The sequence below is a fragment of the Desulfofundulus sp. TPOSR genome (assembly GCF_011393055.1).
Lineage (GTDB): Bacteria > Bacillota > Desulfotomaculia > Desulfotomaculales > Desulfovirgulaceae > Desulfofundulus > Desulfofundulus kuznetsovii.
Window position 1 is genome coordinate 280,932 of the sequence record NZ_JAAOEF010000004.1, and the last position, 22,388, is coordinate 303,319.

General features: G+C 52.0%; 20 protein-coding genes. 3 read left to right on the top strand and 17 right to left on the bottom strand.

Annotated features, from left to right (window positions below):
- Positions 1 to 102 precede the first annotated feature (102 nt).
- Positions 103 to 840 (bottom strand): serine O-acetyltransferase, encoded by a 738-nt coding sequence (cysE, locus tag G7K71_RS17170; RefSeq protein ID WP_013824146.1) that lies wholly within the window; start codon positions 838 to 840, stop codon positions 103 to 105.
- Positions 841 to 880: 40 nt separating this feature from the next.
- Positions 881 to 2,329 carry a glutamate--tRNA ligase gene (gene gltX, locus G7K71_RS17175; protein WP_166349059.1) on the bottom strand — a complete coding sequence of 483 codons (1,449 nt, stop codon included), beginning with the start codon at positions 2,327 to 2,329 and terminating at the stop codon, positions 881 to 883.
- Positions 2,330 to 2,573: 244 nt separating this feature from the next.
- Between gltX and coaE the strand changes: the two genes are divergently transcribed.
- Positions 2,574 to 3,176: a dephospho-CoA kinase gene (gene coaE / locus G7K71_RS17180; RefSeq protein WP_166349061.1), complete on the top strand. Its 603-nt coding sequence runs from the start codon at positions 2,574 to 2,576 to the stop codon at positions 3,174 to 3,176.
- Between the two features lie 96 nt (positions 3,177 to 3,272).
- Here the strand turns inward: coaE and ispF are convergent, their stop codons facing one another.
- From ispF to G7K71_RS17215, 7 genes are all read right to left on the bottom strand, one after another.
- Positions 3,273 to 3,887, bottom strand: a complete 615-nt coding sequence (gene ispF / locus G7K71_RS17185; RefSeq protein WP_313885036.1) for a 2-C-methyl-D-erythritol 2,4-cyclodiphosphate synthase — start codon at positions 3,885 to 3,887, stop codon at positions 3,273 to 3,275.
- Between the two features lie 95 nt (positions 3,888 to 3,982).
- Positions 3,983 to 4,702 (bottom strand): 2-C-methyl-D-erythritol 4-phosphate cytidylyltransferase, encoded by a 720-nt coding sequence (ispD, locus tag G7K71_RS17190; protein WP_207713022.1) that lies wholly within the window; start codon positions 4,700 to 4,702, stop codon positions 3,983 to 3,985.
- Positions 4,689 to 5,828: a PIN/TRAM domain-containing protein gene (locus tag G7K71_RS17195; protein ID WP_166349065.1), complete on the bottom strand. Its 1,140-nt coding sequence runs from the start codon at positions 5,826 to 5,828 to the stop codon at positions 4,689 to 4,691. Before G7K71_RS17195 ends, ispD begins: the two co-directional genes overlap by 14 nt.
- Positions 5,829 to 5,969: 141 nt before the next feature.
- On the bottom strand, positions 5,970 to 6,446 hold the full coding sequence (locus G7K71_RS17200; RefSeq protein WP_013824152.1) for a CarD family transcriptional regulator: 477 nt from the start codon (positions 6,444 to 6,446) through the stop codon (positions 5,970 to 5,972).
- A gap of 218 nt (positions 6,447 to 6,664) precedes the next feature.
- Entirely contained in the window at positions 6,665 to 7,915 is a 1,251-nt protein-coding gene (locus G7K71_RS17205) for a lactate racemase domain-containing protein (protein ID WP_243175080.1), read from the bottom strand.
- A 4-nt stretch (positions 7,916 to 7,919) separates the two neighbouring features.
- Positions 7,920 to 9,176 (bottom strand): (Fe-S)-binding protein, encoded by a 1,257-nt coding sequence (locus tag G7K71_RS17210; protein WP_166349067.1) that lies wholly within the window; start codon positions 9,174 to 9,176, stop codon positions 7,920 to 7,922.
- Positions 9,173 to 10,564 carry an FAD-binding oxidoreductase gene (locus tag G7K71_RS17215; RefSeq protein ID WP_166349069.1) on the bottom strand — a complete coding sequence of 464 codons (1,392 nt, stop codon included), beginning with the start codon at positions 10,562 to 10,564 and terminating at the stop codon, positions 9,173 to 9,175. Before G7K71_RS17215 ends, G7K71_RS17210 begins: the two co-directional genes overlap by 4 nt.
- Before the next feature lie 331 nt (positions 10,565 to 10,895).
- On the opposite strand from G7K71_RS17215, the gene G7K71_RS17220 reads away from it, so the two are divergent.
- On the top strand, positions 10,896 to 11,291 hold the full coding sequence (locus tag G7K71_RS17220; RefSeq protein WP_041283608.1) for a hypothetical protein: 396 nt from the start codon (positions 10,896 to 10,898) through the stop codon (positions 11,289 to 11,291).
- A gap of 21 nt (positions 11,292 to 11,312) precedes the next feature.
- Here the strand turns inward: G7K71_RS17220 and disA are convergent, their stop codons facing one another.
- From disA to G7K71_RS17260, 8 genes are all read right to left on the bottom strand, one after another.
- A complete protein-coding gene (gene disA, locus G7K71_RS17225; RefSeq protein WP_013824157.1) occupies positions 11,313 to 12,398 on the bottom strand; it encodes a DNA integrity scanning diadenylate cyclase DisA in 1,086 nt (361 codons plus the stop codon).
- Positions 12,395 to 13,759, bottom strand: a complete 1,365-nt coding sequence (gene radA, locus G7K71_RS17230; RefSeq protein WP_166349071.1) for a DNA repair protein RadA — start codon at positions 13,757 to 13,759, stop codon at positions 12,395 to 12,397. The genes disA and radA overlap by 4 nt, the downstream gene beginning before the upstream one ends.
- A gap of 249 nt (positions 13,760 to 14,008) precedes the next feature.
- A complete protein-coding gene (locus G7K71_RS17235) occupies positions 14,009 to 14,428 on the bottom strand; it encodes a type II toxin-antitoxin system VapC family toxin (RefSeq protein WP_166349073.1) in 420 nt (139 codons plus the stop codon).
- Positions 14,376 to 14,654 carry an AbrB/MazE/SpoVT family DNA-binding domain-containing protein gene (locus tag G7K71_RS17240; protein WP_013824161.1) on the bottom strand — a complete coding sequence of 93 codons (279 nt, stop codon included), beginning with the start codon at positions 14,652 to 14,654 and terminating at the stop codon, positions 14,376 to 14,378. Before G7K71_RS17240 ends, G7K71_RS17235 begins: the two co-directional genes overlap by 53 nt.
- A gap of 788 nt (positions 14,655 to 15,442) precedes the next feature.
- Positions 15,443 to 16,789 carry an NADP-specific glutamate dehydrogenase gene (gdhA, locus tag G7K71_RS17245; RefSeq protein WP_313885024.1) on the bottom strand — a complete coding sequence of 449 codons (1,347 nt, stop codon included), beginning with the start codon at positions 16,787 to 16,789 and terminating at the stop codon, positions 15,443 to 15,445.
- A gap of 61 nt (positions 16,790 to 16,850) precedes the next feature.
- Entirely contained in the window at positions 16,851 to 18,179 is a 1,329-nt protein-coding gene (locus tag G7K71_RS17250) for a glutamine synthetase family protein (protein ID WP_166349078.1), read from the bottom strand.
- 173 nt (positions 18,180 to 18,352) lie between these two features.
- Positions 18,353 to 19,051, bottom strand: coding sequence for a response regulator transcription factor (locus tag G7K71_RS17255; RefSeq protein ID WP_166349081.1), 699 nt, complete (start codon positions 19,049 to 19,051; stop codon positions 18,353 to 18,355).
- Between the two features lie 20 nt (positions 19,052 to 19,071).
- Positions 19,072 to 20,316, bottom strand: a complete 1,245-nt coding sequence (locus tag G7K71_RS17260) for a sensor histidine kinase KdpD (protein ID WP_166349083.1) — start codon at positions 20,314 to 20,316, stop codon at positions 19,072 to 19,074.
- A gap of 494 nt (positions 20,317 to 20,810) precedes the next feature.
- Between G7K71_RS17260 and G7K71_RS17265 the strand changes: the two genes are divergently transcribed.
- Entirely contained in the window at positions 20,811 to 22,367 is a 1,557-nt protein-coding gene (locus tag G7K71_RS17265; protein WP_166349086.1) for a DUF1670 domain-containing protein, read from the top strand.
- Positions 22,368 to 22,388 lie beyond the last annotated feature (21 nt).

Sequence of the window (22,388 nt, forward strand, 5' to 3'; positions counted from 1 at the left end):
GCCGCCCGTTTCGTTTCTGGTTTTGCGACAGTACCTATGTAGCGGCCTGTACGCCGGTCCCGGGCTCACAGCGCTTCGTTTCAGGACCGGCGTACCGCCCCCTCACGACTCGTTTGGCCGGGAAAAGGCGCCCTGCACCAAGGCGTCACAGGACTTTAATGGTTCAGCCGGCTTGCTGTCCGCCAGCTTTTTCTCCAGTTCAAGGACCCGTTTTTCCAGGCGCTCAATGTTGTGCATCAGGCAGTTAATTACTTCCGCCACCGGGTCGGGCAGCAGGTCGTGACGCAGGTCAATATCCGGCACGCTCGCCGAATCCACCCGCTTGCCGTCCTGGATGACTACCTTGCCGGGCACCCCCACCACGGTGCTGTTGGGAGGTACGGGCTTGAGCACCACCGAGCCGGCACCGATCTTTGAGTTGTCCCCGACAGTAAAGGAGCCGAGAATTTTGGCGCCGGCGCTGATCACCACGTTGTTGCCGATGGTGGGGTGGCGCTTGCCCTTTTCCTTCCCCGTTCCCCCCAGGGTTACTCCCTGGTAGATGGTCACGTTGTCGCCAATTTCCGCCGTTTCCCCGATGACCACCCCGGCTCCGTGGTCAATGAACAGTCCCTGGCCGATCTTGGCCCCGGGGTGAATTTCAATCTGGGTGAGGAAGCGGGAGATATGGGAAATCAACCTGGCAATGGTGAAGAGCCGTTTCCGGTAAAAGAAATGGGCTATCCGGTGCATGATAATGGCATGCAGGCCGGGATAGCAGAGCAGCACTTCCAGAAGGCTTTTGGCCGCCGGATCCCGTTCAAATACCGCCTGTATGTCACGCTTAAGCTGCTTGAACATAACCCCAACCTCCAGGTGGCAGACCGGAGCATAGATACAATTAACCTGCCCGGGCCAGGCGGGCCAGCACCTTTTCCTTGCCCAGGAGGGGGATGACCTGGTAAAGTTCCGGACCGTGGGTCCGGCCGGTGAGGGCCACCCGGATGGGCAGGTAAACTTTGCGGGCACCCAAACCCAGTTCCTTGGGCAGCTTTTTCAACATGCTCCGGGCAGTTTCTTCATTCAATCCGTCTGCCGATCTGATTTTCTCCGCCAGGGCGGCCAGGACGCGGGGAACCTGCTCCCCGGCCAGCACAGCGCGGGCCTCTTCATCTTCCGGCTCCACTTCCGGCGCAAAGAAAATGTCCACGTGCCGGGTAATCCCGGACAGGTTGGTCAGGTAATCCCGTACGGCCGCCACCAGTTGTTTCAACCATTGGTACTGCTCCGGAGTTACCTCGCCTGAAATATAACCGGCCTTTTGCAAAAAGGGTATGGCCAGATCGGTAATCCGCTCCAGGGGGCTTTGACGAATGTAGTGGCCGTTCAACCAGTTAAGCTTGTCCAGGTCAAAAACGGCTGGATTTTTGGCCACCCGCTCGAGGGAAAACTGCCGTTTTAACTCTTCTAGAGTAAAGATTTCCTCTTCGCCGCCGGGGGACCAGCCTAAAAGGGCCAGGAAGTTGACCAGGGCCTCGGGAAGGTAGCCCATCTCCCGGTACTGCTCGATGGAAGTGGCTCCGTGCCGCTTGCTCATCTTGGTGCGGTCCTGGCCCAGGATCAGCGAAACGTGGGCAAACTGCGGCACCGGCCAGCCGAAGGCCCGGTAAAGGAGAATCTGCCGCGGCGTATTGGACAGGTGTTCCTCCGCCCGGATGACATGGGTAATGCCCATGGTGTGATCATCCACCACCACGGCAAAGTTGTAGGTGGGAATGCCGTCGGACTTAACGATAATAAAGTCGCCGATGCCGTCAACATCAAAGGATACTTCCCCGCGGACCAGGTCCTGCACGGTTATGGTTTCCCCGGAGGGGACCGCGAAACGCAGTACCGGCCGGCGCCCCTCGGCTTCCAAACGGCGCCTGTCCTCCTCGCACAGGTGACGACATCGGCCGCTATAGCGGGGCATCTCGCCCCGGGCCAAAAGGGCTTCCCGCTCGGCAGCCAGCTCCTCTTCGGTACAGTAACAGCGGTAGGCCCACCCGCTTTCTAAAAGCTGCCGGGCATAACGTTGATAAATGGGAAGCCGCTCCGTCTGCCGGTAAGGGCCGTGGGGACCGCCCACTTCAATCCCCTCGTCCCAATCGAGGCCCAGCCAGCGCAAAGCGGCCAGGATGTTTTCCTCGGATTCCCGGGAAGAACGCTCCAGATCCGTGTCCTCGATGCGCACAATAAAAGTGCCGCCTTGATTGCGGGCAAACAGCCAGTTAAACAAAGCCGAACGAGCCCCCCCGATATGCAGCGGGCCGGTGGGGCTGGGGGCAAATCTTACTCTGACGCCGGACAAAAAATAGTCCTCCTCTGCTTTAAGAGATTTTTAAAACCTCATTATTCGACCCATATTATATCACCGGGCCGGTAGAGAGGCAACTTTTGAATGTAATCGGGGCCTTGCCGGGCCGTTCGCGCGGGGTTAGAATAATGACGTAGAAAAAGCGCCTTTCCCCGGTGTTCGAACAACCGGGGGCGGGATTTTTGCCCGGCACGGCCGCCTTCATGGCCGTGACAGGGGAAAAGGATGGTAGTGGGAGATGATCGCAGGTCTTACCGGCGGCATTGCCACGGGCAAAAGTACGGTAGCCAGGTTGTTCCAAGAACTGGGAGCCCACGTCATCGATTTTGACGTCCTGGCCCACGAGGTAACGCGCCCGGGGTTGAAGGCCTGGGAGGAAATCGTCAGGTTTTTCGGGGTGGAAGTTTTGAACCCCGACCAAACCATCAACCGTAAAAAGCTGGGCCGCCTGGTTTTTGACGACCCGGAAAAGCTGGCGCGGTTGAACCGGATCGTTCACCCGGCAGTTTTTGAAGAGGATCAAAAAATTACCGCAGAAATTTTAGCCGGGGATCCCCGGGCAGTGATTATTAAAGAAATTCCCCTGTTGATCGAAACAGGAACCGGGCACCTGGTGGACAAAATCATTGTGGTCTACGCTTCCCCCGAAGTGCAGCTGCAAAGGCTTTTAGCCCGGGGTCTCGACCGGGATGAGGCCCTGAAAAGAATTAACGCCCAGGCTCCCCTGGGCGAAAAAATGAAGTGGGCCGATTTTGTCATTTATAACGACGGCGACCTGGAAGAAACCAGAAGGCAAGTGGCAGAAGTCTACCGGCAACTGGTACAGGCAGGAACTATTTGAGGAACCAGCACTTACATCGTAACACCCGGTTTGGGTGGTAAAGTTTGTCAACGAGATGTTTGAATTACGAACTATACCAGCTTTCCGGCTGTTCCGTCAGGGAGAAACGATGGTGGCCACAGCGTAAGCCGCTATTCCCTCACCCGTACCGGTAAATCCCAACCCTTCGGTGGTCGTAGCTTTTACGTTCACGCACTTCGCATCGATATTGAGGGCATGGGCGATATGCTGCACCATGTCCGGAATGTAACCGGCCAGCCTGGGTGCCTGGGCCACCACCACGGCATCGACGTTGTTCACCCTGTAGCCCCGTTCCGCCAGCAACCGTCCCACCTGTTCCAGCAGCACAAGACTGGAAATGCCGGCATACCGGGGATCATGATCGGGAAAATGGCGGCCGATATCCCCCTGACCGGATGCACCCAGGAGGGCATCCATAACGGCATGGACCAGTACGTCGGCATCGGAGTGGCCCTCCAGCCCCCGGTCAAAGGGCACGTTTACCCCCCCCAGGATCAGGGGGCGACCGGCAACCAGCCGGTGCACATCATATCCCAAACCCACCCGCAAAGGAGCAAGAGGCGTGGAAATCCCCGCAGCCTTCGATTGCTTATGAAATTCTCTAAGTAATATTCTGACGATAAAATAAACTGCAGCGAAGGCAACGGCCACTAAAATTATGAAATTTACAATTTGGGCAATTAGCGTCATGTTCACTGTTACCTGCTACGCACCTCCACATGACAGGCTTTAGAGACAATGCCGGTAACACCGCGGAGCCGGGCACGTTTATTGTGCGCCCGGCTTCACCTATTCTGGCCTGTCGTCGCAGGTTCAATTTCGAGCAGCGCCTCTGCCACGGCTAAGTCTTCAGGGGTGGTGATCTTGATGTTCCGGTAGGAGCCGGGCACCAGCTTCACCCGGTGGCCCAGGGCCTCCACCAGGGAAGCGTCGTCGGTGGCCGAAATTTTTTCCGCCTCCGCCCTCCGGTGGGCTTCCCGGAGCAGGGAACACTTGAAGCCCTGGGGGGTTTGGGTCAGCCACAGTACCTCCCGGGGGAGGGTGCGCACCACAAAGCCATCGGTACCGGCTTCTTTGACCGTATCTTTCACAGGCACGGCCAGGGTGGCCGCCCCCCAGCGGGCGGCCTCGGAGGCCACCGCCACCAGCTCTTCCACCCCCACCAGCGGCCTGGCACCGTCGTGAACGAGCACTATCTCCGCTTCCGCCGGCAGGGCCTCCAGCCCCTTGCGCACGGAATCCTGCCGCCGCTCGCCGCCGGACACCACCGCCAGCAGCTTCCGGCAGCCCCATTCCTGACAGGCCAGCCGGGACGCGCGGTCTACCTCACCCTCTGCCACTACCAGAACATATCCCTTGACCGGCACGGCCTCTTCAAAAACCCGCAGGCTCCGGGCCAGTACCGGCAAACCGGAAAGGGGCAGGAACTGTTTGTTTACTCCCTGCCCCATCCGTACCGATCGTCCCGCGGCCACCACCACGCCAAAAACACTATCCAAGGGCATTCACCCCGTTGTACCGCACATTTTGTGCCTCCTGGCGCTGTTCCTGCCGGGGGCGGGCAAAGATCATCCGTCCGGCTGCGGTTTGCAAAACGCTGGTTACCAGCACGCTGATGGTTTGACCCATATATTTCTTGCCCCCGTCCACCACGATCATGGTGCCGTCATCCAGGTAGCCCACGCCCTGGCCGGCCTCCTTGCCGTCCCGCACCACCTGCACGGTCATCTCTTCTCCCGGCAGAACCACCGGCTTGATGGCGTTGGCCAGTTCATTTATATTGAGCACTTTCACGCCGTGAAGCTCGGCCACCTTGTTCAGATTAAAATCGTTGGTCATTATTTTGGCCCCCAACCGCTGGGCCAGCTTAACCAGCTTGGAGTCTACCTCGGCCACATCATCCAGGCCCCGTACGTTGTCGATAATCTGCACCTTGACCGGGGAATTCTTGCGCATCTGGTTTAAGATATCCAGGCCCCGACGGCCGCGGTTGCGCTTCAGCACGTCCGGGGAATCGGCAATATGCCGCAGTTCCTCCAGCACAAAGGCGGGGACCAGAAGGGTGCCTTCGATGAAGCCGCTCTCAACCAGATCCGCAATGCGGCCGTCTATGATCACACTGGTGTCCAGCAGCTTGTAATTGGACTGGCGGTTTTCCGCCCGGGAAACCTTTTCCTTGCCGAAACGGGGAAAATTGCTGAAAAGGCCCAGCAATTCCTCCCGCTTTTTCACGGCCACACTCATACCCAGGTAGCCTAAAAGCAGCGTACCCAGGATCCAGATTAACCTGCCCAAAGGCCCCAGAACGAAAAGAATTGAACCTAATAAATTAGCAATTATGAGTCCAATAATCAAGCCCACAGAACCCATGACCAGGTCCTGGGTCGGTGTCCTGGAAAGGCGCTGTTCCAGGAAAGAAGTCAAGCGCAGCGCCCCGCGGATAATCGGAGAAGTCAGCACTAATCCCAGAACCAGCCCGACCAGGGTGCTCAGGGCCAGGATACCAAACTTCAGCTGGGGTAAACCAGCTGGAAGGGAAAAGAGACCCTTATCCAGGATGAGCAAACCCGAATAAAATCCGGATGCCGAAAAGAGGGCGATCAGCAGAAAAAAAATAATGCGCCTGAGCAATATCTTCACCTCCCTTTCTCTTTTGCTGTTTATTATTAGCACTGCTGACACTTATATTATAGTCCCATGGGACAGCCACTTCAACTAAAAAATGGAGAATCTTACCTGTAAAAAAAACACGCCAGTAATCACTGACGTGTATCAGGCGAAAGCGCTGTCCACCAGGGACTGGGCCTTTTCTTCCTCCAGTTCGGTAGCCAGAGCCAGCTCACTGATTAGTATTTGACGCGCATTTTCAAGCATTTTTCTTTCCCCGGAAGAAAGGCCTTTTTCCTTCTCCCGTTTGGCCAGGTTGCGCACCACTTCGGCTACCTCATATATATCACCGCTGCGCATTTTTTCCAGGTTGGCCCGGTAGCGCCGGTTCCAGTTGGAGGACATGGCGGTACTTTTTCCCTTGAGAATATTGATTACCTTGGGAACGCTTGCCCGGTCTATAACCTCCCGCAGGCCAACCTCCCGGCAGTTGGCGATGGGAATCATTACTTTCATATCACCCACGGGTAGGCGCAAAATATAATACTGCTTCTTCTCTCCCAGGACTTCCTTTTCCTCAATGGCTTCGATGATCCCTGCCCCGTGCATGGGGTACACGACTTTATCACCAACTTTAAACAACGCCGGACCCCCTTAAACTAAAACTTTGCCCTGGTATTATTATAACACGGGGCCTGGCTTTTGTCAAGAAACTATAATTTTAGCATAGCTGCCATACGGTGTCAACAGCAATTTTGGCAGCGTGAATGTCAGATTTTTGTAGTCAAAATGGGTTTACACGGCCACCTGGCAACCGGTGGCCAGAGCCTGCCAACTCATTAATAGACAAAGCAATTCCCTCATACATCAAGGACAAGAAATCCATCCTGAAAATCTAAGGGGCGTACCGGGTCGACAAGTTCCACCTGTCCTCCTTGAATAAGCTCTTCGGCCAAATTTTCGGTAACCCAGAGGTATTCCAGCTCAAGGGTATTTTTTATTATTGCCCCTCTTAAACCGGTAGGATCTCCTGCTGCCAGGCTCTTGATGGCCGCTTCAATTGCCTTTTGATCATCGGGCATAATTATGGGAAGCATAGCCCTTTGAACGTTCCCGCTGGTCAAACAATTAAGGTAGGTTACCTCCCGGTTTATTTTTTTCACCAAATGTTCGGTGGTTATATCCGCAAGGCCAATTCCGGTCGCGTTACCGTGGGACTCTTCCGTTAAATCAAGAACCACAATCCTGGCAACAAGAGGTTTTGCTGGTTCAGGCACCCCTGCTATTCTCATCCTCCCAATTACGTTGACATCCATACCCGTGCCGCTTATGTTTTTCCCCATTTCCTTGACCACCAGAAAATCGAGTTTTTCCACTGGCAGGCGAGGCATTAACCGGTAGGCCTCTTTTAAAAGGCACATTTCCGTCTGGATGAGATCTTCCGGCAACGTTGCTTGAATTAGGGCAGTTTCGTCGTAGCTGTTTTCAACAATCCCCACGCCGGCAACAACCTTTTTCGAATGCAAGAAAATTTCCCCAATTTCCAGGAGCGCAGAAGCAATCTTATCCGGACCCACCCGGTGAATAAAAGATGCCCCTTCTTTTTTCCCTAATCCAACAGCCATCATTTTTACAAGACCACTTTCCACTGGCCCGTGAAAAGTAGTATGGGGTTTGATGCGGTTGCAAACTATAATGCCATCGGCCTGCCAGGCATTAATGTCACAAAAAACCTTAACTCCTCGGGATGTCCTTCCAATTTCCACTACCTCTGCCGTGGTCAGTACTGGACATCCCACATTTTTTTCGGTAATGCCCAGGCTGGCTAAAATTTTCTCCTGTCCTTCTGCGCTTCCCCCACCATGGCTTCCCATGGCACCCACAATAAAGGGATCCGCGCCGGCTGCTTTTACCGCTTCTACTAAAGTCCTCAAAATGACTAAAATATTTCTTATACCCCTGCTTCCCGCCGTTATAGCAATTCTCTGTCCCGGCTTTATCCTTAACCCTAAGTTAATTTTTTCCAGCTCGTTTATTATTTTTGAGGGAATATCGCTGACAACCGGGCGGGGAAGCTCCTGCTTTATCTTGGCAAAACGAGGCAAATTCATCTCCTCAAACCCCTTTCATTGAGGATTTATCTCCTTTGATCAAACCTGCCTCTCCTTCCATCTCCAAGCCGTAAGCCCGGCTCAGCAGTTCCACCGTGTGCACCACGGGCACGGAAATATCCGCTTTCTCTAGGCCACATTCAATTTGCAAGCGGCAGGAAGGGCAGCCGGTTGCCACTGCTTGGGCTCCAGTGGCTCTAATATTTTCAACTTTCCGCTGCAGTATTTTCATGGAAAGGTCATAGTGAGTAAAGCCAAAGGAACCCGCCGAACCACAACAGCGATCACTTTCAGCCATCTCAACAAGAGTAAGGCCGGGAATGCCGGCCAGAATTTTTCTCGGTTCGGCCCAGGTTCCCTGCCCCCTCTTTAAGTGGCAGGGATCGTGATAGGTGACGACCAGGGGCACTTTTTTATCCGGGTGCCGGAAACCAATTGTATGCACAAGAAAGAAAGAAACATCCTGAACTATGCCGCTAAATTTGCGCGCCATATCATTACCCAGCAACTGGCCATAACCTTTTAGCATTTCCCCGCAACTGGCACAATCGGTAATGATGTAGTCAACCCCGGCCTTCGTTAAGCTTTCCACGTTGCGCTCAGCCAGCGCACGGGCGGTCTGCAAATCGCCTGCTGCTAGAGCAGGCATACCGCAGCACCATTGCTCAGGAAGAACCACCTGTACGTTGTTTTCCTCCAATACGTGCAATACGGCCCGGCCGGTTTGGTGGTACACGTATTGGGTCATACAACCGGTAAAATAGGCTACCACTAGAGATGGTTGTTTTAACTCCCTGGGATGCCACAACCGTCGAAAAGGAGCCGTGCGAAAATGAGGCAAGAGGTTATCCTTAGGAGTTAAGCGTATGCCTGTTGCCTGGTAAGCTGCCAGTATCTTGGCCATGAGGTCTAGCCGGTAATTATAACGTAAAATATTGTGCAAAAGTACCTTTTTGATAAAAGCCAGGCCTTGCCTTTTTACTGCTTCCTGCCTGGCCCAAAGCACAAGCTTATCTACCCGTACACCGTTTGGACAATGGGCAACACATGCCTTACACAAAAGGCAGCTTTCCATAATTTCCTTGTAACGATGGGAAAAGTCAACTTGGTGTTCAAGAGCAGCACTGGCAAGCTGCACCCTCGCCCTGGCCACCCACGGTTCGCTATTCATTTCAATAAAAACGGGACATACTTCACGGCACGACCCGCACTTGCTGCAGCGGTTTACCTGGTCCTTGACGGCTTTTGCTTCATTACTCAATTTCTTGACCCCCCAAAAATTTTACCGGGGTTTAAAATACCCTGCGGATCCAGAGCTTCCTTAATCCGGCGCATTAATGCCACACCTGACTGGCCGTATTCCACCTCTAGAAACGGAGCTTTGAGAAGTCCAATGCCGTGCTCTCCGGAAAGAGTCCCTCCCAGGGAAAGGGCTGCTTGAAATATTTCTGCAATAGCTCTTTCAGCACGTTCCATTTCTTCCGGGTTACTTTTATCCACCAAAATATTGGGGTGCAAGTTACCGTCACCGGCATGGCCAAAAATAACTATGTCCAAATTGTACCTCCGGGCAATTTCCTTGATGGCCTTAATTAAAGCTGGAACATTTTTACGGGGAACAGTAGCGTCTTCCGAGATCTTGGTAGGTTTAACCTGTACCACCGCCGGGGATACGGACTTTCTTGCCCTCCACAGCTCTGTTTCTTCCTCTTTTGTTTCCGCCACCCTTACCCTTGCAGCCCCATATTGCTGGCACAGGGCGGCAATGGTTTTTACCTGTTCCGGAAGGGAAAGAGCTGGCCCATCTACTTCTATAAGAAGAATAGCCTCCACATCAAGCGGCAAGCCAACTCGCAGGTAATTTTCCACACAACGTATGGTCACGTCGTCCATGATTTCTAAGGCCGCAGGGATAACACCCGCAGAGAGTATGGCCGTTATGGTTTCGGCAGCTTCCTCAATAGTTTTAAAGTCCGCCCTTATAGTACGCCTGGCTTCGGGCTTTGGGATTAGGCGAAGCAAAGCCCGGGTAACAATACCCAGTGTACCTTCGGAACCTACAAAGAGTCTGCACAAGTCATACCCGCTGACATTTTTTATGGTTTCGCCCCCGCAATTAATCACTTCCCCACTAACCAAAACCACTTCCAATCCCAGGACATAGTCCCGGGTAACGCCATACTTTAACCCCCGCGGTCCACCCGCGCATTCAGCGATGTTACCGCCAATGGTAGAAACATTGGCACTGGAAGGATCGGGCGGGTAAAAGAGTCCCATTTCTTCTACCGTTTTGTGCAGGTGCGCGGTAACCACACCAGGCTCCACCACTGCCAACATGTTCGCCGGGTCCACTTTTATAATCCTGTTCATCGAGGTCAAATCAATCACGACACTTCCCTCTACCGGCACCGCACCGCCACTCAAACCAGTCCCGGCCCCCCGGGGCACTACGGGAATGTTCTCCTGAGAAGCCAACTTCATTACCGAGGCCACTTCTTGGGTAGAGGAAGGGCGCACAACTACCGAAGGAACGCCTGTTCTAAAGGTGCCGTCGTAGGAATAACACAGGCAATCTTCCAGAGAAGAATAGACCTTTTCTTGACCCAGCAACTTAATTAGTTGCTTGATAATTTTTTCATTTTTTTTCATGAATTGTCACCCCAAGATTGCCTTTATTATAGCCGAAAGCATCTTTGTGCTAAACATTATAGCCGAAAGCATCTTTGTGCTAAACGCCACTGAAGTTGTCTGACAAGTTAATAATCCATGGCCTCCAAAATCACGGATTCCAGGAGGGAAGGCCCGCTCATAGCACGCACGTAACTCCTGGTTTCCTTGAAAGGCCCGGCCTTCCTGGAGGTAACGTTCTAACCTGTTACCGTAACGGTCCGTCTACCTTTTTGCTGGTTTGACAGGACAAGTCCCCGGTGGGTATAATTATCAAAAAGGGCCATTTTTACAAAGGAGTGGTACCGTTTTGATCAAAAATGTGGTCTATGATGACTTTCAGCGCACGGTTTCGGAAGTGCTGGTCTGCAACCGCAGTGTACTGGATGTCCTGGCCAAAACCCAGGAAGCAAACGCCCGCCTGAACCGGGCAGTGATTAAAACGGTTACCAGTTGTGGATGTCTGAGAATAAACGCCCGTAAAAAAGAAATTCCCCCGGAAGCCACGCTGGCCGACCTGCGCCATCTGCTGGAATCACATCTGGCGGGGGAAATGTGCGAGGAATGCCGGGAAGCGGTAGAAAACGCCATCGGGCGCTGTCTGTTCTACCTGGCGGCCCTTTGCCACCTGCTTGATTTAAATCTGGACGATATTGTGACCAAGGAACAAAAACAGCTGCGCATTCTAGGTATATACAATCTGGCCTAAAAAAGGCGTTGGGCGCCTTTTTTAGTTATGGCGCTCCTGGAGCTGTTCCCGGTAACGGGCCAGCCCTTCCTTAATGGAGCGGGCCCGCGCCTCCCCGATGCCTTCCACCGCATCGAGTTCTTCAATGCTGGCATTGAGAATATTTTTCAAAGAGCCAAACTCCTTGACCATGTTCTCAATTACCGGAAGGGGCAGGCGGGGGATTTTATCCAGAATGCGGTACCCTCTGGGCGAAACGCTCTGATCGAGGATGCTGGCGCTCCCGGGATAACCCAGAGCGCGGGCAATCAGGGAAAGGTCCAAAAGATCCTCCGCCGGCCAGCTGTTGATCATGGCCAGAATGGTACCCGGAGGCTTATCCGTGGCCGTCGCATAATCACGAATAATCAAAAGACCCTCATGTTCCACGCCGGTCACCAGCTCCTCCAGCTGCATGGTGATCAGCCTGCCCTCTACACCCAGTTCACTGATATACTTTTCAATTTCCTTGACCACCCGCAGCACCATCTCCACACGCTGAATGGCCCGGCTCACATCAAAGAGAGTCACCGCCTCTTCAAACTCCAGGATGCTTAATTCCGTCACCACCCGGTCCAGCACCGACCGGTATTTTTCCAGGGTCTGAATGGCCTGGTTTGCCTTGGCCAGGATTACCCCCACATCCCGCAATACATATTTCAAATTCCCCTTGTAGATGGTAATCACTCCACGACGCTGGGAAATGGAAATAACCAGGGCACCGGTTTGTTTGGCCACCCGCTCGGCCGTACGGTGCCTGATTCCGGTCTCGGTGGAGGGAATGCTCAGGTTGGGAATGAGCTGGGTGTTCGCCGCCAGAATCCGCTTTAAATCCGAACTTAAAATGATGGCCCCGTCCATCTTGGCCAGCTCATAAAGGTTGGCCGGCGTAAATTCCGCGTTGACGGCAAACCCCCCTTCGGCAATCTCCATCACTTCCGGCGAGTCGCCAATAACGATGAGCGCCCCCGTTTTCGCCCGCAGGATATTCTCCAGGCCTTCCCGCAAAGGGGTACCGGGAGCCACGGTACGCAGTAACTGTAACAGCCTGTCTTCCACGCGTTCCTCCTTCAAGGTTTCACCCCTCATTGTTCCAGGGCTATTTCAAGGGCTTCGGACAGCGTTTGAGCCCCCCAAACGTTCATGGTTCCCACCCGGGACGGATCCACCTGGCCCAAATTCGCCCGGGGCAGCAGGCAGTGGGTAAAACCAAGCTGCGCTGCCTCCTGAACCCTTTTCTCTATCCCGGTGACGGGGCGGAGTTCCCCCGTCAGGCCTACTTCCCCCACCACCGCCAGGCGGCAGTTCACGGGAAGATCCCGGAAACTGGAAGCCAGGGCCACTGCTATGCCCAGATCCACCGCCGGCTCTACCAGGCGCACCCCTCCCACCGCGTTGACATAGGCGTCATAACTGCCCAGGTGCAGGCCGACCCGCTTTTCCAGCACGGCCATGATCAGGATTACGCGGTTGTAGTCCACCCCCGCCGTCATGCGCCGGGGATTGCCAAAGCCTGTGGGCGACACCAGAGCCTGTATCTCCACCAAAAGCGGCCTTGTTCCTTCCAGGGTGGGGACCACCACTGCCCCGGCCACCGGCCCGGCGGGATGCTGGATCATAAACAAGGAAGAAGGATTGGCAACCTCCACCAGACCATCATCTTTCATTTCAAAAACGCCAATCTCGTTGGTGGAACCAAATCTATTTTTCACACCCCGCAATATGCGGAAGGATTGGTGTCTTTCCCCCTCAAAATAAAGTACCGCATCCACCATATGCTCCAGAACGCGGGGGCCGGCCAGGAGCCCTTCCTTTGTTACGTGCCCGACCAGAAAAATGGCTACTCCCGTTTCCTTGGCCAGGCGCATTAACTGGGTGGCGCACTCCCGCACCTGTCCCACACTGCCCGGAGCCGAACCAAAATCGACCTTATGCATGGTCTGGATGGAATCCACGATTACCAGGGCGGGTTTCAAGGACCTGATGCTGTTTTCTACCGCATCTATATCTGTTTCCGCCAGAAGGTACAGCCGGCTGGATTCTACACCCAGGCGGAAGGCCCTCAAGCGCACCTGCTGGACCGACTCTTCGCCGGTAACATAAAGCACCACCCGGCCAGCACCGGCTACACTGGTGGCTACCTGTAAAAGGAGAGTGGATTTGCCGATTCCCGGATCTCCCCCCAACAAAATTAGGGAGGCAGGCACAACACCGCCACCCAGAACCCGGTCCAGTTCCCCGATACCGGTGGAAAAGCGTTCTTCCTCATCCAGCGAAATCTGAGTAATGGGAAGGGGGGTGGGAGCAGCTACGCGCCCGGGGCGCTGCTTTGTCCCGGCAACCGCCTCCTCCACCAGGGTATTCCAGGCCCCGCATTCAGGACAGCGACCCAGCCAGCGGGGGGTGCAGTGTCCGCATTCCTGGCAGCAAAAGCGGGTTTTACTGGCCATGGTCACTCTTCCTTAACATGAAATCAGAATTTTTCCTTAGGTATCATTCCGTCACTCCTGCTCATGTTTTTACAGAGGATAACATTTCTAGTATAACATTTATTAGTTTGTTTCCACAAGTTAAAAGCGATGCCAGAACAGGATTTAATCAAATCCGTCCTCTGGGTCCGGAAGCCCTACTGGCGGCTGGTTGAAACCGGTAATAAAACTATGAAGGCGGGTTTGTCCGCCCACCGGAAAACCAGTAGCTTAACGGCCCCTACTTTTCCGGGGTAACCAGTGGATCGGAACCAGATCTCCGACCTTCTCAAACTCAGGATCACCGGTTACCACGGTTCCCCGGACGTGGCGTGCCAGAGCCAGGGCAAAACAATCTCCGAATGAAATGGCACGTTCGGCTTTAATGTCCGCCGCGCCAAGGGCGAATTCCCTGTCAACTCTGGTTATCTCAATGGGAAGTGCGTTCATTATCGAGAGGAACAGGTATTTTTTCTCCTTGCCGGCTTTCCGCTGGATTATGTAGGCTACTTCACCATAATTGATCACCGACATGAACAGGGCAGCCTTCCCGGCCGCCGCTTCCACCAGCAGTTTTTCCACGTCGTCAGCCCCGGCTTCATTCTGGAAGTACGCCAGTATCGCGTAGCTGTCCAGTACGTAATTCTTCACGAGCGACCTCTTCCTTTCGGGCTTCCAGTAATTCATCCACCAGGGGATATTCTTTAAAAATACCCTTGAATGATTTGATTGGGTCTTCGGGTAACGGCACGATGGTTAGACCGCTTTCGCTTTCTGTAAAAAGTACCTTTCCCCCGGGACGAATTCCGTACCGTTCGCGAAGCTCCCTGGGTATAACCACCCAACCTTTCGAGGATATAGTGGCGATATAAGACATATAAAATCCTCCATGCGTAATACCATTCTAAAATAAGTATAACTTAACCAGCCAACCTGGTCAAGAAGCGCACCCGAGCGCACCCGGCCAGCCGGGCTGCTTCTTTAAGCCCGGCGGAAGCGCTGAGGCACTTGTGAGAATGATCGAGTAGGAGGGGGCGGCTAGCCCCCTCCTCTCACACCACCGGCCGTGAGAGGCCGGGAAAAGCTATAAAAAGAAAAACCCAGGCAAAAGCCCGGTTCTGCAGGTGCTGACACAAAAACTATTTGTAAGCGCCGCCCCGGTGAGCCAGGGCATCGATGTAAACCAGGCCATTTTCCCGGTCAATAGTCATATACCGGGTTATTTCTTCATCGTGTAATCTTATCTTCAGGTTTATGCTCGAAACCTGGTCAGCGTCGCATGTAAAACCATGTGATCATAAAATCGCTGTGGAAGACCATTTTCGTCCATGGCAGGAAGTAACATTTTCCCTGGGTTATGTTAATATCTGCCAGTTAGTTGGGGTTTTGTGACTGTATCCTTAATAAACTCTGCAGTATCTCTTTTATGTTTTGTAATTCTTTTTCAAGAACGTCAAGCTTTTGGATGGCCTGACTTGGGCAACAGTTCCCGAATTGAGCACATTTTGAACAAGGATCAACGTAGGCCAACGGGCACTGATCCACGGTTCAACCTCCTTTAACTCCCTTTAACTTCCCAATAGTTCTGGCTTTGTTTAAACTATACTACCCTTGAGCCCTTCGCCGACAGACCCTCTTCGATGTAGTACTCCAGCTTTGTTTAAACTATACTACCCCTTGAGCCATCATGGCGTTAGCCACTTTGAGGAAACCAGCAATGTTTGCCCCTACCACCAGGTTACCTTCATAACCGTATTCCCTGGCTGTCTGACTGATCTGACGGTAAATCGCGACCATAATGTCTTTGAGTTTGGCATCCACTTCTTCAAATGTCCAGGAACACCTCATGCTGTTCTGGGACATTTCCAGGGCTGAAGTAGCGACTCCACCGGCGTTGGCAGCCTTTGCCGGCCCAAAGAGGACTTTATTATCTTGAAATACTTTTATTGCTTCTGGAGTAGACGGCATATTGGCACCTTCCGCTACCGCTATAACCCCGTTGGCCACCAGCTTCCTGGCTGATTCTTCATCAATTTCGTTTTGTGTAGCGCAAGGCAGAGCAATATCACACTTAATTGACCAGATCCCCTTTGACCCTTCGTGATACTGAGCCGAAGGATGATGCTCAACATAAGCTTTAATTCTCTTTCTCTCAACCTCTTTTAACTGCTTTACAGTATCCAGTTTGATCCCTTCCGGATCTAATATGTACCCGTTGGAATCGCTCATGGCTATCACCCTGGCGCCAAGCTGCTGGGCCTTTTCTACCGCATAAATGGCAACATTTCCGGAACCTGATACAACCACCGTTTTATTGACCAGGGTTTGTCCATTTTCCTTGAGCATTTCCTCAAGAAAATACAACAATCCATAACCTGTAGCTTCGGTTCTGACCAGACTTCCACCATAGGTCAAACCCTTACCGGTAAGAACTCCATGGTAAAGGCTCGTAATTCTTTTGTATTGACCGTACAAATACCCTATTTCCCGGCTGCCAACCCCTATATCACCAGCCGGAACATCCACATCCGTTCCGATGTGCCGGTAAAGCTCTGTCATGAAACTCTGACAAAATCGCATGATCTCGCCGTCTGATTTCCCCTTGGGATCAAAATCGCTTCCACCCTTGCCTCCTCCAATAGGCAGGCCGGTCAGAGAATTTTTAAATATTTGCTCAAAAGCAAGGAACTTAATAATTCCCAGGTTTACAGAAGGATGAAAACGCAGGCCGCCCTTATAAGGACCAATAGCATTATTGAACTGAACCCTGAAACCACGGTTAACCTGTACCCGGCCCTGGTCGTCAACCCATGGCACTCGGAAAATGACTTGTCGCTCAGGTTCTACTATTCTGTGCAGGATACCCGCTTCTACAAATTCAGGATGTCTTTCGATCGCGGGTTCCAAAGATTCCAGTACTTCCAAAACTGCCTGATGAAACTCCGGTTCGTTAGGGTTCCGTTTCACCACCTGTTCCATAACCTCATCAATAACCCGTTGTGTCAACCCCACCAATATAACCCCCTTATTTTTCATATAGAATATAGAATTAGTTGCTAGAATTAGCTGCTAGCTAGAAGCGAGAGAGATATTCCTGCAGTTCCCAGGGATGTACAAATGCATGGAAACGCTCCCACTCTTCTACCTTGGCCCTGGCATAAATCCGGTAAATATACTCACCCAGTGTAGCCCTGGCCAACTGATCGGAGGCCAGTTCCCGCAGTGCTTCACCCAGGGTTCGAGGCAGGCAGGCAACCCGTATACCCTTACACTTGCTATCATCTGTTAGAAAAATGTTTTCGTTCAGCGGAGGTGGTTGTAGAAGTTGCTGTCGAATCCCATCTAATCCCGCTTTCAGGATTAAGGCTAGAGCAAGATACGGGTTGCAGGCGGAATCCGGGTTTCGCACTTCTACCCGCGTTTCCTGACCGCGGTGTGTAACAACACGAAGCACCGTATTGCGGCTATCTTCCGACCAGGCAACATTCACAGGCATTGTCAGGTCACTGGGGATCAACCTCTTATAAGAATTAACCAGTGGATTGGTAATAGCAGTATTAGCCCGGGCGTGGGCCAGGATCCCCGCGATAAAGTGCCCGACCTCCTGGTGAGGCTGCAAAGGCTCCTCTGCACCGTTAAAAAAGCTGGCCCCCCTGTGACGGAGGTATAGGTGCAAGTGTAATGCTGACCCCGGCCTGCCGTTAAGCGGTTTGGGCATAAAAGAAGCGTGAAGACCGTACCGCTGGGCAATAGTACGCACGATAAACTTGAAGGTTACCAACTTATCTGCAATGACCAGGGCATTATCCGGTTTCAGGGTGATTCCATGCTGGCCCGGCCCTTTTTCATGATGACTGAAACCGATATCGATCCCCATTTCTTCCAGAGTCAGCACCATGTCCCGCCGGGCATTTTCACCCAGGTCAACCGGGGTCAGGTCGCAGTACCCGGCATGGTCATGGGTATTGGTGGTTGGGTTGCCGTTGTCGTCGGTATAAAAGAGGTAAAATTCCACTTCCATACCAACCAATATTTCAAACCCCATCTGGGCAGCTTCACCCAGCACCTTTTTTAGAACACTACGCGAACACCCAGGGTAAGGAGTCCCGTCCGGATTGGCTACATCACAAATAAAGCGAGCCACAGCTTCCTCACGGGGACGCCAGGGAAGCACCAAGAAGGTCGACGGATCGGGTTGAAGGATAATATCCTGTTCCTGGTTGCTGACCACTCCATCAACCACAGAGCTATCGAAGGTAATCCTGCCGGCCATTGCCTGTTCCAAATCATCCGACGTTACAGCGATATTTTTTAAAGCACCAAAAATGTCAGTGAACTGCAAGCGCAGGAATTTTACTCGTTCTTCTCTAGCTTTTTCCCGGACATCTTCACGTGTAAGCATCAGCAACCTCCTGAAAAGATAAAATATGTGTTTGTTTAAAGAAGCAGACACTTGACTAACTGGCTTTAATCTAATTGATCTGTCATAAAAAAATCATAAAAGAGACCATCATAAATATAAAAATTACATAAAAAAACTCTGCCTTACTTGGCAGAGTCAGGTAAAAAAATATTTTAAGGGTCTGAGGCCAGATAGTAGCCAATACCGTGTTTACTAAGAATATATTTAGGGTTACCGGGGTCATCCTCAATCTTTTTTCGCAGGCTACTGATATAGTTTCTCAAGTAATGAAGTTCGTTACGATATTCAGGACCCCAGACCCGGGTCAATAAATCCTCATGGGTAATTACCTTCCCCGCATGACAACCCAGGTGGTACAGGACCTGATATTCAGTAGCAGTGAGCCTTACTTCCCTTCCCTTGAGAAAGACTCGTCTTTGAGCAAAATTGATAACTAAATCACCAACTTTATAGGTAGTGCCTTTTGGAAATTCTTCTGACGGATGAGTTCTCCTGAGAATTGCTTTTACACGAAGCAACAACTCCTCAACACTGAAAGGCTTGGTTATATAATCATCGGCCCCCGCGTCAAAACCACGTATCCGGTCCTGCTCGCGAGCCCTGCCCGTAAGCATAATTATTGGGATGTCGGAAAATTCGCGGATCCTTTTACACACCTCAAACCCATTAAATGGACCGGGAAGCATAATATCTAAAATCAATAAATCATAGTTAGAAGATTCCAGCATCTCAATGGCAGTTTTTCCGTCAGCAGCTGTATCTACTAAGTAACCACTGGCCAACAGATTAACTTTAACTAATCGTACGAGGCGAGGTTCATCATCTACTACCAAGATCGTTTTGCGCTTCATCTCAATCCACCTAGTCATTTTCAAGAATGGCTATTCATTTTAGCTGCTCGTTGATCCAAAGGCAGCGTAAAGTAAAAAGTTGTTCCCTGGTTTAACTTGCTTTCAGCCCAGATCCTGCCACCGTGGCTAATTAATATCTGACGGGCCAAAGGCAATCCCAGCCCCATTCCCTTTTTATTTTCCTGTATGCCTCTTGTCGCCCTGAAAAATTTTTCAAACAGCCATTTTAAATGCTCGCTATCAATACCGATGCCCTGATCGGTAATTGAAATAACTACTTCCTCAGGCGTTACTTCTCCTTTAATTACGATTTGAGTGTACTCCATGGAATATTTGACCGCGTTGTCTACAAGATTTCGCAGCACTTGTTCGATCCTGATCGGGTCTGCTTCCACAAGCGGGAATCCTTCTGGAAACAATACGGTAAACTGGTGATTTTTAATACGATACGACGGGTCCCTGAGCACCTTTTTTACTATTTGAGGTATTGAAATGGGTTCTTTCTTCAGCTCAATTCCACCTTTCCAGCTAAAAGTAGCGGAGTCCAGCAGGTTATCGATTAAATTCTCAATATGATCTGTTTCCTCAACAATGATGTTCATGAACTCTCTTTGAGTAGCAGGATCCCATGTTACGTCTTCCCGCATCAAAGTTGTGATGTAGCCTTTAATACAGGCCAGAGGCGTTCTTAAATCATGGGACAGTCCAGCCAGCATTTCCGACCAAATCTGAGCTATATCTTCGGAGGGAAGAAAATACGAAGCAGCTTCTCGCGATCTATTACTAACATCCAAACTGCATGCGATGATATGAGTTATCGCCTTGAGTATTTCTGTAACGGGGAAAGAATTCAGCAACAGTGCCTCTCCATATACCATTAAAAATCCTTTCTTGCCGGCCATAGGGAAACAAGTTACCTCCATGTCAGACCGGCCGCACCTATCGATCACCTTTTGTCTTACCGGACAATCGAATAAATGGCACGGAACATCCCTCTTTCCAGATGAACTTTGGCGGGAGCACCAGAGCACATCCACAGCGACCTCCATACAATCGGCTTTGCTGTCCTGGTCAACCCGGGCAAAATAAACTATACATTGCTTTGCCACTATAATACCCAGAGCTGAACCGCTAACTCCCAAAGTCTCCGCAAGCCAACCGGGAACCCGCTCAAAATTGCCTCGCTCTTGTATAATCTTGCCAGCCAAATAAAGCATTTTAATGGAAATATCTAACGGATAATCAAATTTTGAAATTTGCTTCATATGCCTGACTCCTTAGTTGGACGACAAGACATTTTTAATATAACATACATCATTCAGGCTTGCCGGCTGAGGCTGAGTCTCTCCATGCCATCAACGGCACAGAACCATCTCAGGTTGGTTTAAATAACATGGCCTTTTTATTGTTCGATGTTTATTTTTAATATCCTCCCATTTTTACTCCATCCACCGGTTTAACCCGTAAGGGAAATCTCTCCCGAAAGAGGCTATACCCGTTGCTGGACAATGTTTAGTCCCGCTATTAAACTGGTATTCAGGAATAACATGGTAGTCATGATGGTCATGGTCATTCGCAGTCGTGGCTGGGGATATGTGGATAACTCGCAAGAGTTATCCAAGCTCTTGTGGGCAGCCGGGTTTTAGTTTTGTGTACGACAGCATGGCAACTGTCGTACTTGCGGACAGGGCTGCTGCCCACAAGAGCGGCATATCCCCAGCCAATAAGACCCTCTAAAAATTCGATGTGGGGTGATTGCATGGGACGCCCCAGGTTTCACCGCCAAAATCTCCTGGCCCAAACGAATTCTGTCGAACAAAAATGCCTTTTTCACTGGCTGGTCAGGGAAAGCATGGACCGGTTTGGATTGTCCTTCGAGGAAGCCAGGTCCGTTGCTGCCAAAGGTCTTGATTTTCTGAACCAGGAAACGGACCGGATGATCAACCAGATTGTTTTCCCCCTCATTTCTGCCGAATATGCCCATCAGCGGGAAAAGTATTCTCTTCTACCCAAACGGCCGGTTGTGCTCACCCCCTTCATGCCGGATGATCTGGAGATTCACCGGGAATTTGGCCTGAAAGCCATGCAAAATGCGCGGCTGCTCAGGCTGATTGAAGAGGCCTATCTCCAGGGGGTGGTCTTTGACCAGCCCCACCTGTCACTGCTCACCAATATCACTGCCAAATCCATCCGGGAGCGGTTAAAACCCCTCTGGGAGAAAGGGGTTTGCCTTCCTCTGGCCGGTCAGGCGCTAAAACATCGCCGGAACCGGGTTTTTCGCAGTACCTTTGCCCTGCAAATGGCCATTTCCGGAGAACGACCCTCAAGAATCCGGGAAGAACTGTTTATCTCCGAATCCCAGTGGGAAAGCTGGCAGCTGGACTTCAGCCGGGTGGCCGCCCTGGCCGGTAAAGAATTGAACCGGGAGCACATTGCCCGAGTTGCCGGTGTTCACCCCAGATTGGTAGACGAGTACCTGGAGCTGGCTAAAAGGGCTCCCAGAGGCTATCTTTCACGGCTAAAGGTGTCTTTGGGTCTTTTATCTGACCCGCATGAAGAGGAGGACCCGGCAGCCCGGCTTTTCCATGTATTGCAGGCGGAGCACAATTTCTCGCCGGCCAAAGCCCGGGCCTTTTTGCGCCTGCTGGAAAACCACCTGGAAGAACACAGGGACAACCGTCCTCCCGGCAGCGTGGTGTACTACGCCGTCTCCGACCAGGAGCCACCGGGCAAACCGCTGGACGAATGCCGGCTGGTACCCGTCAAATTAAGTTTTTACAGCCCCGAGGATGAAGAAAAGCTGAATCCAGACACCACTTCACAACTCAAGTGGCAGCGCATTTTACGCTATACGGGGGAGGCCAAAGCCCAGGGGGCATGTCTTGGCCAGCCGGATCTGGCCTTCCTTCTGGGGGTGCATCCCTCGGTAATCCAGCGCCTGATGAGCGAGAACAGGCAGGTGTTTGTTCCCACCCGGGGCAACCTGGCTGACATGGGGCCGGGTATCTCCCATATGAGCAAAATAGTGGAGCTCTACCTGCAGGGATACACGGAAACCCAGATCAAACACCGGACAGGCCACAGCTACGAGAGTATAGAGGCCTATCTAAAAACCTTTGCCACCTATGTGGGGCTTTGTGAACGCGGCCTGCCCTTGCCCCTGATCCGCAAGGTAATGCACCGTTCGGCAAGGGTGGTGAAAACCTGCGCCGCCCTTTACGAGCGGTTTAATCAACCTGAATACCAGTGGGTGCTCACACGCATCCGCCAGATATTCGCCCGCGAACAGGCGGTAAAAAAGGGGATGGTTCCATAGGCCGGAAGAGGTTCTCTTCTT

Excerpts from the sequence above, each read along its gene's own strand:
- cysE (WP_013824146.1), bottom strand. The coding sequence starts at position 840 with ATGTTCAAGCAGCTTAAGCGTGACATACAGGCGGTATTTGAACGGGAT.
- coaE (WP_166349061.1), top strand. The coding sequence starts at position 2,574 with ATGATCGCAGGTCTTACCGGCGGCATTGCCACGGGCAAAAGTACGGTA.
- ispF (WP_313885036.1), bottom strand. The coding sequence starts at position 3,887 with ATGACGCTAATTGCCCAAATTGTAAATTTCATAATTTTAGTGGCCGTT.
- ispD (WP_207713022.1), bottom strand. The coding sequence starts at position 4,702 with ATGCCCTTGGATAGTGTTTTTGGCGTGGTGGTGGCCGCGGGACGATCG.
- G7K71_RS17205 (WP_243175080.1), bottom strand. The coding sequence starts at position 7,915 with ATGAATTTGCCTCGTTTTGCCAAGATAAAGCAGGAGCTTCCCCGCCCG.
- G7K71_RS17215 (WP_166349069.1), bottom strand. The coding sequence starts at position 10,564 with ATGAAAAAAAATGAAAAAATTATCAAGCAACTAATTAAGTTGCTGGGT.
- disA (WP_013824157.1), bottom strand. The coding sequence starts at position 12,398 with ATGAGGGGTGAAACCTTGAAGGAGGAACGCGTGGAAGACAGGCTGTTA.
- radA (WP_166349071.1), bottom strand. The coding sequence starts at position 13,759 with ATGGCCAGTAAAACCCGCTTTTGCTGCCAGGAATGCGGACACTGCACC.
- G7K71_RS17240 (WP_013824161.1), bottom strand. The coding sequence starts at position 14,654 with ATGTCTTATATCGCCACTATATCCTCGAAAGGTTGGGTGGTTATACCC.
- G7K71_RS17250 (WP_166349078.1), bottom strand. The coding sequence starts at position 18,179 with ATGCTTACACGTGAAGATGTCCGGGAAAAAGCTAGAGAAGAACGAGTA.
- G7K71_RS17255 (WP_166349081.1), bottom strand. The coding sequence starts at position 19,051 with ATGAAGCGCAAAACGATCTTGGTAGTAGATGATGAACCTCGCCTCGTA.
- G7K71_RS17260 (WP_166349083.1), bottom strand. The coding sequence starts at position 20,316 with ATGAAGCAAATTTCAAAATTTGATTATCCGTTAGATATTTCCATTAAA.
- G7K71_RS17265 (WP_166349086.1), top strand. The coding sequence starts at position 20,811 with ATGGGACGCCCCAGGTTTCACCGCCAAAATCTCCTGGCCCAAACGAAT.